Here is a 15,195-nt window from a genome sequence, read left to right on the forward strand (position 1 = left end):
AAGGTCATTCCTGTTCATATCGAAACGGCAGGCCACAGGCGTAGCAGGAATGCCGATTGCCCTTCTGGCGGCGGCCGCAGCGGGGACAGGCGATGACCTCATCTGTCCGGGCGGGAAAGACGGCGGGGGCGGCAGGCGGGCTTTCAACTCGGGTGCCAGCAGGTGTGCCAGATCCGCTCTCCAAAACAGCCAGGCGCGCCTTTAATGTGGCGATCTCCTGATCCTGGGCGCGGTCACGTCCTACGGCGTCCGCACGGATACGGGCGATGTCCGGCAGCAGGAGCACTGCCAGCAGACCGATCAGCTGCCCCAACAGGCACAACAGGAAGCTGAACCAGAAGGAGTAGCCCTTTTCCCGGCCATAACGGCCACAGAAGAAGCTGATGACTGCCCAGGCCATGACGATCAGGAGGGAGAGATCGAGGCGTCGTTCGCATCAAGGTTCAGCGCAGCAAACATAGCGGCACCTCCTGTACTTATTCATGTTCATATTGAAACGGCAGGCCACAGGCGTAGCAGGAATCCCGATTGCCCTTCTGGTGGCGGCCACACCGGGGGCAGGCGATGACCTCCTCCGTCCGGGCGGGAAAGACGGCAGGGGCGTCCGGCGGACGCTTGGGGGGCGCTGCTTGAGCATCCGCTGCCGGGGCGGCAGGCTCCGGGGCGGGCGTTGGTTCCAAAGCCTGCTCCAGTTCGGCCATCCGTTGGCGTAGAGAGGACAGCTCCTGCTTCAGATGGTCGGACTCGTACTGCTCCTGCATCCGATCTGGTAGAAGAATCAGAATAAGCAAGCAAATGAGCCTGCCAAAAAAGCCCAGCAGGATACACAATGCAGTGGAATACCCTTTTTGGCGGCCCACAATGGCACACATAGCGGCAAACAGCAGGCCGATCAAAAAGGAGATGAGCATTGCAGAGGACACGGACAGCAGATGATACATACAGCTCCCTCCTTTTGCCCCATCATAGCACAGAAAAAACGACTTGAACAGACCTGTTTTCAGAGAAAACGGGCAGTTAGCCTCTGCTAATGTTCAAAAAACTCTGTACAACTGTTCCGCGTGGTGGTATAATCTTCATCTAATGGAAACATCCCGGTCAGGAGGCGCATACCATGAAAGAAGAGATGCGGACATTTGGATACCTCTGCCCCCAGTGCGGCAAAACCGTCATGGGGACCCGATCTGTCTTTGCGCTGGAGGCATCCAACGCCGAGGTGGAGTGCGCCTGCGGCAAGTCTGCCCTGAAGGTGGAGTTCGACGGGACAGAGTACCACATCTACGTCCCCTGCGGCATCTGCGGGGAGACCCATGAGGCCCACTGCCCGCCGGAGCGGGTGCTCCGGGGCGCCACCGCCCTGGGCTGCGCCAAGACGCGGCAATTCTGCTGCTTTATCGGCCCGGAGGGGACGGTGGAGAAAAACCTGCGGGATCTGGCGGTGCTGGCGGAGAAGGAGCACCAGCAGCAGGAGGACGGCGAAGAGGCATTTGTGGACAACGTCATCATGTACGAGATCCTGTCTGAGCTGAAGGATATCGCCGCCCGGCCGGATGGAATCACCTGCGCCTGCGGCAGCGGACGGTACGGTATGGAGATCCGCCGCAGCGCCGTGGATCTCATCTGCCGGGACTGCGGGGCCAAGCTTCGGATCCCGGCCGCCACGGACCGGGACTTGGACGATCTCTGCTGCCACATGAAGCTGGTGATCCCCGGAAAGCGGAACTGATCCGCTCCACCGGTCCGGCCATGGGACGGAAAAGCGCACCCTGGCCCAAAACCACGCCGCCGCAGGGCGGCTTTTTCCTGGCCGGAGATGCCCGGCTGGATATAGACACCGGGGCCGCGGCCCCATGGAAAGGAAGGAACCTGCTTTGATCTCACTGCTGGCGCGGCTGTTTATCAAACCGGACCCGGCCCGGGAAGAGCCGGAGACCCGCAGGGCCTACGGCGTCCTCTGCGGGATTGTGGGCATCTGCCTGAACGTGCTGCTGTTCGCCGGAAAGTTTCTGGCGGGCACCCTCTCCGGGTCCATCGCCATCACGGCGGACGCCTTCAACAACCTGTCGGACGCCGGGTCCTCCTTCGTGACACTGGTGGGGTTTCAGCTGGCGGGGCAGAAGCCGGACTCCGAACACCCCTTCGGCCACGGGAGGATGGAGTACGTCTCCGGCCTGGCGGTATCGGTCCTGATCCTGCTGATGGGCCTGGAGCTGGGGAAGACGTCCATTGAGAAGATCCTGCATCCGGAACCGGTGGACTCCAGCCCGCTGATCTTTGCGATCCTCTGCGCGTCCATTCTGGTGAAGCTGTATATGTTCCTCTACAACCGGCGGCTGGGGAAGAAGCTGGCCTCTCCCGCCATGGAGGCCACCGCCATGGACTCCCTCAGCGACAGTGTGGCCACCGCCGCGGTGCTGATCGCCACGCTGGTGGGCCGTTTCACGGGCCTGGAGATCGACGGCTGGTGCGGCGTGCTGGTGGCGGCCTTTATTCTCTGGTCCGGCATCAATGCGGTGCGGGACACGCTGGACCCCCTGCTGGGCACGCCGCCCACCCATGAGTTCGTCCAGCGCATCCGGGATCTGGTGATGGCCCACAGCACCATTCTAGGCATCCACGATCTGATCGTCCACGACTACGGCCCCGGCCGGGTGATGATCTCCCTCCACGCGGAGGTGCCCGCCAACGAGGACGTGCTGGCCCTCCACGATGAGATCGACAACGTGGAGAAGGAGCTGCGGGAGAAGCTGGGTTGCGACGCAGTGATCCACATGGACCCGGTGGTGACGGACGACGGCGTCACCGAGGAGACCCGGCGGCGGGTCCAGACCCTGATCCACTGCATCGACGACGCCATCGACATCCACGATTTCCGCATGGTAGCGGGACCCACCCATACGAACCTGATCTTCGACGCGGTGGTGCCCTTCGGCTTCCGCCTCACGGACCAGGAGGTGGAGCAGAAAATCCGCAGCGCCGTGCGGGCGCTGGACGGCAATTACTACGCCGTGGTGAACGTGGAGCGGTCCTATACGTAAGAGAAAGCAGAGCGGCGGGCGCATAGCGCCCGCCGCTCTGCTGCGCCGATCAGGCTGGATTCGTGCCGAATTCCATATTGGCGTAAATGCGCTCCATGCGGCTGTCTGGGAAATGCTCGTCAAAAAACACATCCACGGCGGAGACGGGGGTCTCTCCGCGGACCCGCTCGGACCAGCGGTCCACTGCCAGCAGGCTCATGGCGCAGTCGAAGACCATGAAAATGGTGAGGACCCAGGTGAGGACCTTGCCGAACCGGTTGGGGATCTTCAAAATCACCTGAGCGACCCGGGGATAGAGGCTTTTGATCCACAGGACGCCCAGAATGCCCCAGAACAAAGAGTAGAGCAGGCAGATCCGGCCGTCGAGGTTGAAGGGCATCCGACTGTAATCCCAGGAAGTGGAGCCGAAGAGAGTCTCCTGCCCCCAGGAGAGCAGGTACTCAATGACACTGCCCACCACAGCTCCGCCGAAAAAGGAGATGGAGGAGCTGCGGTTGCGATAGCGGTACAGGGCCAGGGTCATCACCACTGCGCCGATACCGTAGACAGGGTTGAAGGGACCGTAAACCAGGCCGGAGCGGCTTTCGATATACCCGTTGCGGAAGAGGCACCACAGGATCTCCACCACCACGCCCGCAAAGCTGCCGGCGATGCAGATCAAAGCGACCTTGTAAAAGTTGACGCCGGAGGCAAAGCTATCCGCCTGCTCCTCCTCCAGGTCGATAACGGAGTTGGCGGGGGCACGGCGGAAGAGGCCCTTGCGCTGGGAGCTCTCCTGCCCCTCCCGCAGGCGGGTGGTGAGCTCGTCGGCCTTGTCGGAGGCCCACTGATGGGCCTGACGCAGGCAGGAGGAGGCATCCTCCAGCATCTCCACCTCCCGGGTCACGTCGCTTCGCAGGGCGGCTTGCTCCTCCGGAGAGAGGCTTTGCTGGTCGGCCAGCTGTTCGTAATACTCCTCATACTGAACTTCCAGCGCCTTTTCCGCACGCAGGACGTCCTGACTGCAATCCAATAGATCCTTTGTCTGCATAAAAACCTCCTGTCGAAATTTGCCGTTGTGGGATATAGTAGCACACGGAGGGCGTGAAGGCAAGTGCCGCTCCGTTGTGCAGGGGCTGCAGGAGTACAAGAAAAAATCCCGCCACATTGCTGTGGCGGGATTTTTGAAAGTGCAATCGAAGAATCAGCGCTTGGAGAACTGGGGAGCCCGACGGGCGGCCTTGAGGCCGTATTTTTTACGCCCTGACGTCGGAAACCCTTGAAAACACTGGATTTTTTTCGATTTATTTCGTCTGTAACCTCATTTGTAACCTCAAACTTCGGCCAAACAGTTTTTCCAAAATCGTTTTTTTGTTCCGAATCTACAACACGGCGGGCCATATCGTTGATAGCTTCTCGGTAGGCCACAAAAAACTGCTCTGCTCCGCCTGGGCCAAGTTGAAAGACTACATGGGTAGCGATAGCGGCAGCATCCTGTCCCAGCTGAAGGAGCATGTCCATAGAAGTATGAAGGCGAGCCTGATAGCGTGCTTTAGCGGCGGCTTCAATGCGGGCAAGCATGGCGTTAGGTTTGGGCATTGGCCGCGCCTCCGATGATCTCGTCAAGGGTGACGGTTTCGCTGGGACGAAGAGATGGAAACAATGCTGTATCTAACGTTGCCATAACAAATTTGGTGTTCAATACCTTAACTTGCGGATCGCATTCATCAAGGCTGTCTGCCTCTGGGTACAACACCTTAATCGCCTTCGCCCTCTCCACCTCCTTCTGGGTGAAGCGGGGCTTGTCGTCTAAATTCCACTAGTGCACCCATTTAAGAGAGCAAATACCCCTCTGATAAATTGGGACAAGTCTGCTCACACGGCTTGTCTGTGTGGGATTTCCTGTATTGATAACACCGCTCTTGGATCTCTCCAAGCGTTCAGTCCTTCAATGGCTTGCCCATGTTGGCCTCCTTTTTAACCGTGTCGGTTTCGACCACTTTATCGTCCTCCACCACCTCGTACCCCATCAGGCGAGCGGCTTCGTGGGGGCGGGCATTGATAAATTCCTTACAATACGGGTGTTCACTATGTATTGGACAGTCAAAGCAATGAATCCCACTACAGAATCCTGTCCCTGGTGCACCTTCAGTAACATCAAAAACCTTCCCCGTCTAAGGGTTCCGAAACTTCATGGTGGCCTCCTTCTTGGCGCACAGCTTGCACATCCTAGTCCCATCCGGCCTGTCCTGAGTTAACCAGTCTGGGCGAATCCACTTCCCGCAAACAGTATTGACAAATCCGCCCCATCCCTTTTCGCGGGATTCATCTATGATGTGAGTGATTTTCTTTTCAGTCGTTCCGTACATAGTTGTCCTCCTTGTCCATGCGAGCGCCGCAGTTGGGGCACCAACCTGAAAGAATCTCAATCACCTCTCCATTTTCCTCGTAATTGAAAGCTTGCCCTTTGCACTCGGAACAGTAGTGGAACCCTTTATCGGCCCCATCGTATTCCGCCCATCTCCATGCCTCACCGGTGCAACGTCGGCGGCGGGGAGAGAAGTAATATCCTTGACAATGTACAATCGCTCATTTACGCCAGGATAGTACTGCTCAAGTACGTTCATTACGGCCGTCCTCTCGATGTACACCTTCATTCCTGCTCCCTCATCTTTCTCAGCTTCCGCAATGTCCATACAAAGAGGCCTCATTCTGATGATGGAAACGCTCTTTGAACTTTTTCCATCAACTCTTCAGGCTTATTGTATACCAAATGCGTGTATATGTCGAGGGTGATTGATGCCCGCTCATGGCCGGCCAAATACTGAACTGTTTTGACATCGGCACCGGAAAGCAATAGGTTTGTGATGTACGTATGTCGCAAAATGTGCGGGGTGACTTTGAAATCAATCGTATATTTTACCTTTGGATTGTTTTGAGCCTGTTCTCCCAATTTGGCTTCAAACGAGTATAGTTCCTTTTTACCATTACGGTACCGATAGTAGGATTTGTTGCCTACTGTCCGATTCCGCACATAGTCCCACATGCTCCTAAACTGTGTCTCGGTATAAGGAGTGTTATCCTCATTTCCTATGACGTAGCAGGACTTGGAACTTGCCTTAGCCTCCTGCAGGCACTGTACCAGCTGTGGCGGAATAGGGATCACGCGCCTGCTCGCCTTAGTTTTTAGGCGCTCTTCAACAACTGGACGATTGTGGACAAACCGGCAGGCCCTTTTTACAAGGATTGAAGGTGTCCCTGTCAACCGGACACAGTCCCACTTGAGGCCAAGGATTTCCTCGCGGCGAAGGCCGGAGTATAAGCCTATCATACAAAAGACATAGGCCCTTGTGCCCTTGACCGCCTCAATAAGGGTAGTCATCTGTTCATTCGTAAGAGCTTGACGTTCCACTGGATCACGACCTCCTGCGTGCATTTTGGGGCATGGATTTTCAGAGATAAGCTTATTGTCATAGGCATTTGTGAACATTTGCTTTGCAAGCATATAGGTTTTATCATGGACTGACTTGCTAAAATTGGCCACTTCTTTCATCATTCGTGTGATGTCATCTGGCAACACATCGCGCATTCGAAGTCCCTTCATTGATGGCTTGATATGCCTATTGATGATGCTCTTATAATCCTCAAAAGTACCGTAGGTCAGATGTCCTTCCTGAAGGGCAATCCAGTAATCTGCATATACCAATTATTTTTAATCCTTGGATTAAAAGATTTATCCTCTTACAGATTCACATTTCCGTTTCAATTTAAACAAGTATTTCTTCAGCAGAAAATCACCAGCAGGAAACCCTCGATAAGGTCCGAGAGCTACTTTCGCGGGGATCTGCCCCGTCCGGAAAAGAAGAAAGCAGGGAGCTAAAAAAGCTCCCTGCTTTTATTTTATCCCCCGGACCTGTACCCCATATGTACCACGCAAGACAGCAAAAAGTGTATATAATCGTGCAAAATGGTGTAAACGCAACGCACACAGCGGAAAAGGAAAAAGCCTTAGAGCCGTTATGGCTTTGAGGTTTTCCTACAGTCGGAATGTAATTATAGGGCTTAAATGTATCAACGGTTTTCAGGTCATCAGCAAAAAGTTCTTTTATCTTTGCTTGGGCTTAATAGCCAAAGCAATTAGGGCAATCAACTGTAAAACAGGATAACCAATATAGTTTTTAGAAATATCTAAATTTTAGCAGTTCTCTCCAAAGCACCCCGAAGACGATATTGAACCGCCCCAAATTATGCGGACAGCACAAAAAAGAACCCTGGCAGGAAAAATCAAGTTTTAAGCGGAGAGGCGTCGCATCGGCGGCGCCTCTCCAGTCTTTAACTGGATACGCTCGTGGCTGTAAAAGCGGATATAGCGGTCAATCATCTCATTGACCTCGCGTAATGAGGCCGGTTTATGGCGGCAGATACACTCAGTCTTGAGGATGGAAAAGAAATTTTCCGCCATGGCGTTTCATACGGATTTCCTCGTCTTGATATGGACGGTGTAATGCCGTATGCTTGGGCCAGGTTGAAGTACGCCTGAGAGGTATACTGAAATCCCTGGTCGCTGTGGAGCTGCAACTCCGCGGAGGCTCTCTTTTTCTCCCTCTTCATGGCCAGGCGAATGGTGTCCCACACCAGGTTTACTGTCTGCTGTGTTTCGGTCTTGTAGGCGACGATTCTGTTGCCGTAGAGCTCCCGGATCATGGACAGATACAGTACGCCCTGCCTGGCGTGGATGCAGGAGATGTCCGTTACCCATTTGCTGTTGGGTTTGTCCGCGTGAAACTCCCTGTTAGGCAGATTTTTGTACTTGTGGACCTGCTGCCCCATCTGCTGCCACTTTCTGCGCCGGCGGATATCAGACAGCAGATCATGCTTCTTCATGATCCGCAGCACGGTTTTGGGATTACAGAAGATATTCCGGCTTTTCGGCCATGGCCACATCCGCCGGTAGCCATAGGTGCGGAAGCTGCGCTTTCTCTGCTCGGCAATGATTTTTGCAAGAGCTGTGTCCTTCCCCGGTCTGCCAAGGCACTGGACAAACTCATAATAGCCGCTCCTGAATACTTCAAAGAATTTGCACATAACTGTTACTGGATACTCTGCTCTGTGCCGATAGATGATGTGGCATTTTACCCTCGGCATCACTTCCTTCCCATGAATCGCAGAAAATCCCGCAGCAGCTTGTTTTCCATGCGCAGCTACCGGATCTCATTGGCCTGCTCCGCTGCAATATCTCTCGGCAAGGCGTCTTTCCTTGGCCGTCCTTTGGGCCGAGAAAGGATCCCTGATTCCTGTTTTCGTTTTTTCCTGCGTTCTCGTGCCAGCAAATGTTTCACCACATATTTATTAAAAATCTATAATATGACGCTACTTCCCGCTGCGCCTTCCCCTCTGCCAGCATAGCTTTGATTTCAGGCAGCACTACCTGTATATGTGTATGATTTCGTTTGCTCACAGCAATACCCCCTGATGTAGTCTGTTTTCCTACATCAGGGGGTTTTTGTCACTGCCCGTTTTTTCTGGACCTGCTCACATATTTTTCGAGGTGCTTTTCTATAATCCCAACTTTCTCCTGTATTTCTGGCCTTTTTGGCTCATGGAAGCATATGCCTCTGGCGCAATTGACAACACGAAATTGAATGAGGAGTTGCTTTATTATATAGGGCAGACAGAGAAGAGCAAAAATTTTATCAGTTCCAAATCATATTTTTCAGAAGATTCTCGGAATAGTCTAAAAGCTTCGAGTAATAATCTATTTCTTCAAGGATTCCTTGGTGATACCATTTCAATAACCAAAACCCGGATTCAACTTTTGTGAGCATGGAAACTTGATTCCCCTTTCGTATTCATAGGAATGCAGGGACCCTAAAAACTCGTAATTTTTACAACATGTAAACCAACATATAAAAGATTTTGGAAAAGAGGAGAGGATCAAAAATGAAAAAACTAAACGTTGCTGTTGTCGGATTAAGCTTTGGACTGGAATTTGTTCCGATTTATCTGGAACACCCCGATGTAGAGAAAGTTTATCTTGTGGATACGGACGCATCTTTACTGCACGTTGCACAAAATCGGTATGGAATCCCGGAAGAGAACTGTACATGCGAAATCCAGGAAGTTTTGGATGACCCAGACATTGACGCGGTGCACCTTGTCACGCCACCAGCAACGCATGCACCGCTCTCAATTCGAGTGCTGAAAGCCGGGAAGCATTGCGGATGTACGATCCCAATGGGGTTATCTTTGGATGAATTGAATGCGGTCATTGCAGCGCGCAAGGAATCCAATAAAAATTATATGTTTATGGAGACTACGGTTTTTCAGAGGGAATTTTTATATGTGAAGCAGCTGCATGAAAAGGGCGAGTTGGGGCGCATACAGTATATGACGTGCGCCCATTATCAGGATATGGAAGGCTGGCCTTCCTACTGGAATGGCTTTCCTCCTCTTATGCATCCCACGCATGCAGTAGCACCCTGCCTGATGCTGGCGGGACATTTGCCCAAACGTGTGTATGGACGAGGTTCCGGGAAAATCCGGGATGAGTTAGTTGCGCAGTATAATTCTCCGTTTGCATTCGAAAGTGCGCTGATTGAACTTGAAAACAGTGATTTGACGATAGAAATGGAGCGCTTTTTGTATGGCGTTGCCCGCAGTTATTCTGAATGTTTTCGCATCTATGGTGAGAAGAAGAGCTTTGAGTGGCAACAGTTAGCGAGTGAATCTCCAGTTTTCTATACGAGAACAGGGGCGCTTCGTGAGGTGGAAACTTATAAATTAGATGGAGACCCGGAACGGTTTTTCCGCGGCAGTGAAATTAAAGAAGAACGGGTGGAGATCCCTGATTTCGCAGACCGGTTGCCGAAAGAAATTGCCCATTTTACGAGACAGACGGTTTATAACGACAAAAACACGCATTTATCCTTTAAGCAAGGAGGCGGGCATGGTGGATCTCATCCACACTTAGTGCATGAATTCGTAAGATCCATCATAGAGGAGCGTCCCTGCGTACCGGATGACATCATGGGAGCGTATTGGACCGGCGTTGGAATTTGTGCCCATCAGTCTGCTATGCAGGGCGGTAAGGTTATAGATATTCCTGCTTTCGGATGACGCTTGATTTAGAATGGGGGAGACGATACATTGGAAAAGTGCATGCTAAAAATGGAACATATCACCAAAAGATTTCATGGTGTTACAGCACTAGATGATGTTTCCTTCGAGGTGGAAAAAGGGGAAATACACGCTTTAGTCGGAGAAAATGGAGCAGGTAAGTCCACATTGATGAAAATTCTCAGTGGAGTATATCCAGATGGAAGCTATGAAGGCCGATTGATACTCGGTGGCGAAGAGCAGCATTTTCGGGGCACAAAGGATGCGGAGCTTGCCGGGATTGCGATTATTTATCAAGAGCTGAATTTGGTTAAGAGCATGAACATCTGCGAAAACATTTTTCTTGGCAATGAATTGAGAAAAAAGCGGGTAATCCAGTGGAACGAACAATACAAAATTGCAGCAGACCTTATGAGAACGGTAAAGCTGCAAGAATCGCCCAAAACCATGGTCAGTTCACTGGGAGTAGGCAAACAACAGCTGGTTGAAATTGCCAAAGCTCTTAATAAAAAAGCAAAATTGATTATCCTCGATGAGCCAACAGCTTCTTTAACCGAAATAGAAGTGGGAATCTTGATGGGGATATTGAAGGAATTGAAAAGAGATGGAACAACATGCATTTATATTTCCCACAAGTTAAATGAAGTTATTCAAATTGCAGACAGCGTTACAGTACTTAGAGATGGCCAGACCATCGTTACAAAGGGGATTAGTGAAGTTAATGAAGAAAAGCTGATATCCTATATGGTTGGCCGTGAGTTGGTTCAGCGATTTCCACACCAGGCACACACGCGCAGGGAAAAGATTTTGGAAACTCACCGGTGGACCGTTATGAACACAAAGCAGCCTGGGAAAAAGTTGGTTGATGATGTCAACATAAGCGTATATAGAGGGGAAATACTCGGGATTGCTGGACTGATGGGTGCCGGGCGCACGGAGTTTGCACTGAGTTTATTTGGAATGCTCAAGGCAGATGAAAAAAGTGAATTGTGGCTTAATGGACAGAAAGTCCAAATCAGATCACCGGAGCAAGCTATCCGAATGGGGATCGGCTATGTGTCAGAAGACAGAAAGCAATACGGCCTAATATTATCGCATGACGTTAAACGCAATATGTCCTTGGCAAGTCTAAAGCGATTGACACACTTATGGACCATCAATCAAAATTTGGAAATTACACAGGCCCAGCAGTATGTAAAAGACCTCAATATCAAGGTGCGAGATGTTGATCAATGCACAGAGACGTTAAGCGGCGGAAATCAGCAGAAAGTAATCTTGGCAAAATGGATGTTGGCAAAACCAGAAGTGCTGATCTTGGATGAACCGACCAGAGGAGTGGATGTCGGCGCAAAATACGAAATATACCAGATTATGAATGAATTGGTGTCCAAAGGCGTTGCGATTATTATGATTTCCTCGGAACTTCCGGAGATTCTCGGAATGAGTGATCGAATTTATGTAATGCATGAAGGAACGATCAATGGAGAACTGACAAGAGAAAATGCAACTCAGGAAAAAATATTGTATTGTGCGTCAGGAGAAAGAGGTGAATATGTTGGAAGCTCAGCAGAATGAACACCAAGTGTTAAAGATCGACATCCGGGGAAATATCACGAAGTTTGCAATGGTTATAGAAATGGCGGGTATTTTCCTTCTGTTTCAGATATTGACAGACGGTGTGTTTCTCTCAAGCCTGAATCTCAGCAATCTGCTGCTGCAGGGATGCACCTTTTCAATTTTAGGAATCGGTATGGTTTGGGTAATGGTGTCAGGCGGCATTGATCTTTCGGCGGGTGCAGTGCTCGGCTTTTTGGCAAATTTTGCAGCAGTGCTGCAGACGCAGCATAATTTGGGGACAACGCCAACCATTCTTTTTACATTGATTATAGGAACTCTCATCGGCTGCTGGAATGGATACTGGATCGCATACCGAAGGATTCCTGCGTTCATTGCAACATTGGCCGGACAGTTGATCTTTAAAGGGCTGACTTTGCTGATTGGCGAGGGAAAGGCTCAAGGGCCGGTAAGCGATTCTTTTGCGCAAATGGGCCGTGGGTTTCTGCTAAATAGTGCCAGCATCATTTTTGTAGTGCTGACTATGTGCCTGTTTGTTGCGTACACATTGAAAAAGAGACTTTCACAGAAAAGCTATGGGCTTCCTGTGTTAAGTGTCCGGCTGGAGAGTTTCAAAATAGTTGTAGTCGTAGGGCTTTCGATTTTGCTGCTCGTAGTGCTTCTGGAGTATAAGGGAATTCCCTATGCAATCGTGTTGCTGTTCCTATTGGCTGCCATGTTTACATTTTTATCACAGAGTACGACGCTTGGCCGCAGCATTTATGCCCTGGGGAGTAACCGAGATGCGGCGAGGCTGGCGGGCATCAATATTCCCCGCACAGAGATGATTGTTTATGCGTTTATGGGCCTGATCACAGCGATTGCCAGCATTGTATTCCTTGGGCGTGTGGGGCAGGCAACTGCCATGGTTGGGCAGAGCTTTGAGTTTAGCGCAATTACCGGCTGCATCGTTGGCGGAACCAGTACTTTAGGAGGCTCTGGTACAGTTATAGGCGCCATTATCGGTACGATGATGATGGCAAGCCTGGAAAACGGCATGAGTCTCATGAATTTGGATTCGACATTTCAGTATATCGTAAAAGGCGCAGTTCTTTTGATTGCGGTTAGTATCGATATTTCCAGCAAGAAAAATGCCGAGTAAGTGAACAAATTTGGCATGGCCACTGATGCCTTTCACACAGCAGGTACTTGTGAGAAATATGGGATGCGAGGATTTCAGCAAAGCAATGGGGGTGAAAGAGGAGATGAATGCAGAGGCAGAGATAACGGACATACAACGGTTTTCGGTTCATGATGGGACGGGAATCCGCACATTAGTATTCTTTAAAGGATGTCCTTTAAGATGCATCTGGTGCCATAATCCGGAAACCCAGCGTAAGCAGCCGCAGCTTTTTTGTATTGAAAGCAAATGTATCCATTGCGGCGCATGTATCCTTGCTTGCCCGAAGCAGGCAGTGAGTGTGAAGGGAGAAGAAATCGTAACTGACCGGACCCGCTGCGTTGAATGTGGAGAATGCGTCAAAGTATGTTTTTCTGGAGCACGAAAAATTGTTGGCAGGAAATACACAGTAGAAGAGGTGATAGAAAAAGTATTACAGGATGAGGTCTTTTATAAATATTCAGGAGGCGGTGTAACGCTAAGCGGCGGAGATCCTGTGGCACACATTGAATTTGCTTGCGAACTGTTATTGCGGTTAAAGCAGCTCGGGATCCATACCGCCATAGAAACCTGTGGTGTGTGCTGTGAGGAAGATTTTACACGCCTGCTGGAAAATGTAGATTTGGTACTGTTTGACTTGAAGCATACCGACACAGAAATGCACAAAAAGTATACGGGGTCTGGAAATGAGCTTCCTTTGAAAAATTTAGAGGTAATTAAAAAAATGCAGAAACCTCTAATTATCCGGGTTCCGCTGATTCCAAATTTTAATGACAACGAGAAGAACCTGCGCAATACGGCAAAGTATGCATTGAAGTTTGGGGCATATCAGGTACATTTGCTTCCTTTCCATCAATTGGGAGAGTCTAAATGGAAATCGTTAGACAGACATTATCTGCTGGCGGGAAAAGATGAACCAAGCCCCGATATTTTAAAGCGTGCCCGCAGTATTTTTGAGGGCTACGGTTTGAACGTCAATGTAGGAGGATATGGAGGGTAACGCCAATTAGCCCCAAACATTGTTATGACGAATTACTTGAAGGAGATGACACGTATGAAAAAAATGACTCGTATTTTGGCGATGATCTTGGTAATGTGTATGCTGTTGATGACGGGCTGCAGCCAGGAGAGCCCGGAGGATACAACTCCGCAGGGAGAAATGGAAGAAAACGTTGGAAATAATACGGCTGATAGCGGGACTGATGATGCGGAAGCAACGTCCAGCAATGACCCGGTGCCGATTACAGACCCTTCAAAGGAAGCGTGGGCCAATCTCCCGGAATTTGATTCCATTTTGCAGGAGGACGGAAAGTGGCCGCTGAAGGAAAACGGTGAAAAATACAAGATTGGCATGTCTATGCCTACTGTGCAGGAAGAAGTTTGGCAGATTCAGATGACTCTGATTGAAGAGGATGCCGAAAAGCGTGGTTATGAGGCCGTGATCTTGGTTGCGGATAATGATGCTGATCGCCAGATTCAGCAGCTCCAGAGTCTCGCGGCACAGGGAGTAGATGCCATCTGGGTCGGCGCTCATGACGCTTCCATGCTTGGGCCGGTTCTTACTGAAATTGCTGAGATGGGAATTCCCGTTGTCAGCCAGACCCGCCTCCCGGTAGATTGCCCAGTGGCCTATCATTGCAATACTGACAACACGCTCCTTGGTCAGCTGCATTCCCAGTATATTGTGGATACATTAGGCATTACTTCCGGGAATTTTGTGATTTTGAAAGGTGATGCACGGCAAATTACTGATGTTCCCCAGATTTATGCCGGCATGATGACCGATATCCAGCAGTATGTGGACAGCGGTGACATCAATATCGTTCTGGAGCAGAATTGCGAGGACTGGAAAGCGGAAGAGGCGATGAAGCACGCAGAGTCCGCTTTGACACTGGCGGACAATGACATTGACGTTTTTATGTGTATGAATGATAGCATTGCTTCTGGTGTTATCTCTGTCCTCGAGCAAAAAGGGTTGGCCGGGAAAGTGGTTGTCACGGGTATGGACAGTGAGGGCGCTGCGCTTAAGCGGGTGATGGAAGGAACTCAGTCCATGACGATTTATAAGGATATTACCCAGATGGTTCAGGAACTGGCGAACAGCTGCCTGGCTGCAAAACTGAATGTTAAGCCCCATATTGAGCCGAACTATAATACGAACAATGGCTACGGAAACATTCCCACGATCAGCATGGGCGCAAGCGTTATTACAAAAGACAATATGGCTGAAGTTTTGGAAGGCTCTTATATTGACTTGGATGAGGTTCTTGCGGAGCAATAAAGCTACGGTAGTAAAGTAGGTATAATGCGGTGACCTTATAGGTTACC

The 15,195-nt window shown here is 50.6% G+C and carries 14 protein-coding genes; 7 read left to right on the plus strand and 7 right to left on the minus strand.

The features are described 5' to 3' along the window. Positions 1 to 4: 4 nt before the first annotated feature. On the minus strand, positions 5 to 400 hold the full coding sequence (locus DN611_RS01885; protein ID WP_119310507.1) for a hypothetical protein: 396 nt from the start codon (positions 398 to 400) through the stop codon (positions 5 to 7). A gap of 76 nt (positions 401 to 476) precedes the next feature. Next, entirely contained in the window at positions 477 to 941 is a 465-nt protein-coding gene (locus DN611_RS01890; RefSeq protein WP_119310508.1) for a hypothetical protein, read from the minus strand. A gap of 173 nt (positions 942 to 1,114) precedes the next feature. Here DN611_RS01890 and DN611_RS01895 point away from each other — a divergent pair, with 173 nt between their 5' ends. Both DN611_RS01895 and DN611_RS01900 read left to right on the plus strand, forming a co-directional pair. Next, positions 1,115 to 1,726, plus strand: coding sequence for a hypothetical protein (locus DN611_RS01895; RefSeq protein WP_021748477.1), 612 nt, complete (start codon positions 1,115 to 1,117; stop codon positions 1,724 to 1,726). Positions 1,727 to 1,871: 145 nt separating this feature from the next. Continuing rightward, complete coding sequence (locus tag DN611_RS01900; protein ID WP_174232990.1) at positions 1,872 to 3,038, plus strand: cation diffusion facilitator family transporter; 1,167 nt, start codon at positions 1,872 to 1,874, stop codon at positions 3,036 to 3,038. 49 nt (positions 3,039 to 3,087) lie between these two features. Here the strand turns inward: DN611_RS01900 and DN611_RS01905 are convergent, their stop codons facing one another. From DN611_RS01905 to DN611_RS01935, 5 genes are all read right to left on the minus strand, one after another. Then, on the minus strand, positions 3,088 to 4,068 hold the full coding sequence (locus DN611_RS01905; protein ID WP_025544950.1) for a putative ABC transporter permease: 981 nt from the start codon (positions 4,066 to 4,068) through the stop codon (positions 3,088 to 3,090). A 1,378-nt stretch (positions 4,069 to 5,446) separates the two neighbouring features. Next, positions 5,447 to 5,713, minus strand: coding sequence for a hypothetical protein (locus DN611_RS01920; RefSeq protein WP_119310512.1), 267 nt, complete (start codon positions 5,711 to 5,713; stop codon positions 5,447 to 5,449). Between the two features lie 11 nt (positions 5,714 to 5,724). Continuing rightward, entirely contained in the window at positions 5,725 to 6,723 is a 999-nt protein-coding gene (locus DN611_RS01925) for a tyrosine-type recombinase/integrase (RefSeq protein ID WP_119310513.1), read from the minus strand. Positions 6,724 to 7,308: 585 nt separating this feature from the next. Beyond that, a complete protein-coding gene (locus tag DN611_RS17215) occupies positions 7,309 to 7,458 on the minus strand; it encodes an IS3 family transposase (RefSeq protein ID WP_367949910.1) in 150 nt (49 codons plus the stop codon). After that, entirely contained in the window at positions 7,395 to 8,162 is a 768-nt protein-coding gene (locus DN611_RS01935) for an IS3 family transposase (protein ID WP_119310515.1), read from the minus strand. Before DN611_RS01935 ends, DN611_RS17215 begins: the two co-directional genes overlap by 64 nt. 795 nt (positions 8,163 to 8,957) lie before the next feature. Here DN611_RS01935 and DN611_RS01945 point away from each other — a divergent pair. The 5 genes from DN611_RS01945 to DN611_RS01965 are packed head-to-tail and all read left to right on the plus strand — an operon-like array spanning position 8,958 to position 15,148. After that, positions 8,958 to 10,133: a Gfo/Idh/MocA family protein gene (locus tag DN611_RS01945; RefSeq protein ID WP_119310516.1), complete on the plus strand. Its 1,176-nt coding sequence runs from the start codon at positions 8,958 to 8,960 to the stop codon at positions 10,131 to 10,133. A 30-nt stretch (positions 10,134 to 10,163) separates the two neighbouring features. After that, a complete protein-coding gene (locus DN611_RS01950) occupies positions 10,164 to 11,708 on the plus strand; it encodes a sugar ABC transporter ATP-binding protein (RefSeq protein ID WP_119310517.1) in 1,545 nt (514 codons plus the stop codon). Beyond that, positions 11,686 to 12,849 (plus strand): sugar ABC transporter permease, encoded by a 1,164-nt coding sequence (locus DN611_RS01955; RefSeq protein WP_160117388.1) that lies wholly within the window; start codon positions 11,686 to 11,688, stop codon positions 12,847 to 12,849. The genes DN611_RS01950 and DN611_RS01955 overlap by 23 nt, the downstream gene beginning before the upstream one ends. A gap of 58 nt (positions 12,850 to 12,907) precedes the next feature. After that, positions 12,908 to 13,867: a glycyl-radical enzyme activating protein gene (locus DN611_RS01960; protein WP_302201476.1), complete on the plus strand. Its 960-nt coding sequence runs from the start codon at positions 12,908 to 12,910 to the stop codon at positions 13,865 to 13,867. A gap of 54 nt (positions 13,868 to 13,921) precedes the next feature. Next, the gene (locus DN611_RS01965; protein ID WP_160117390.1) at positions 13,922 to 15,148 is read left to right on the plus strand and encodes a substrate-binding domain-containing protein; all 1,227 of its coding nucleotides are present in this window, start codon (positions 13,922 to 13,924) and stop codon (positions 15,146 to 15,148) included. Positions 15,149 to 15,195 lie beyond the last annotated feature (47 nt).

Origin of the sequence: Oscillibacter sp. PEA192 (assembly GCF_003574015.1) — a bacterium.
GTDB classification, from domain to species: Bacteria; Bacillota; Clostridia; order Oscillospirales; family Oscillospiraceae; genus Oscillibacter; species Oscillibacter welbionis.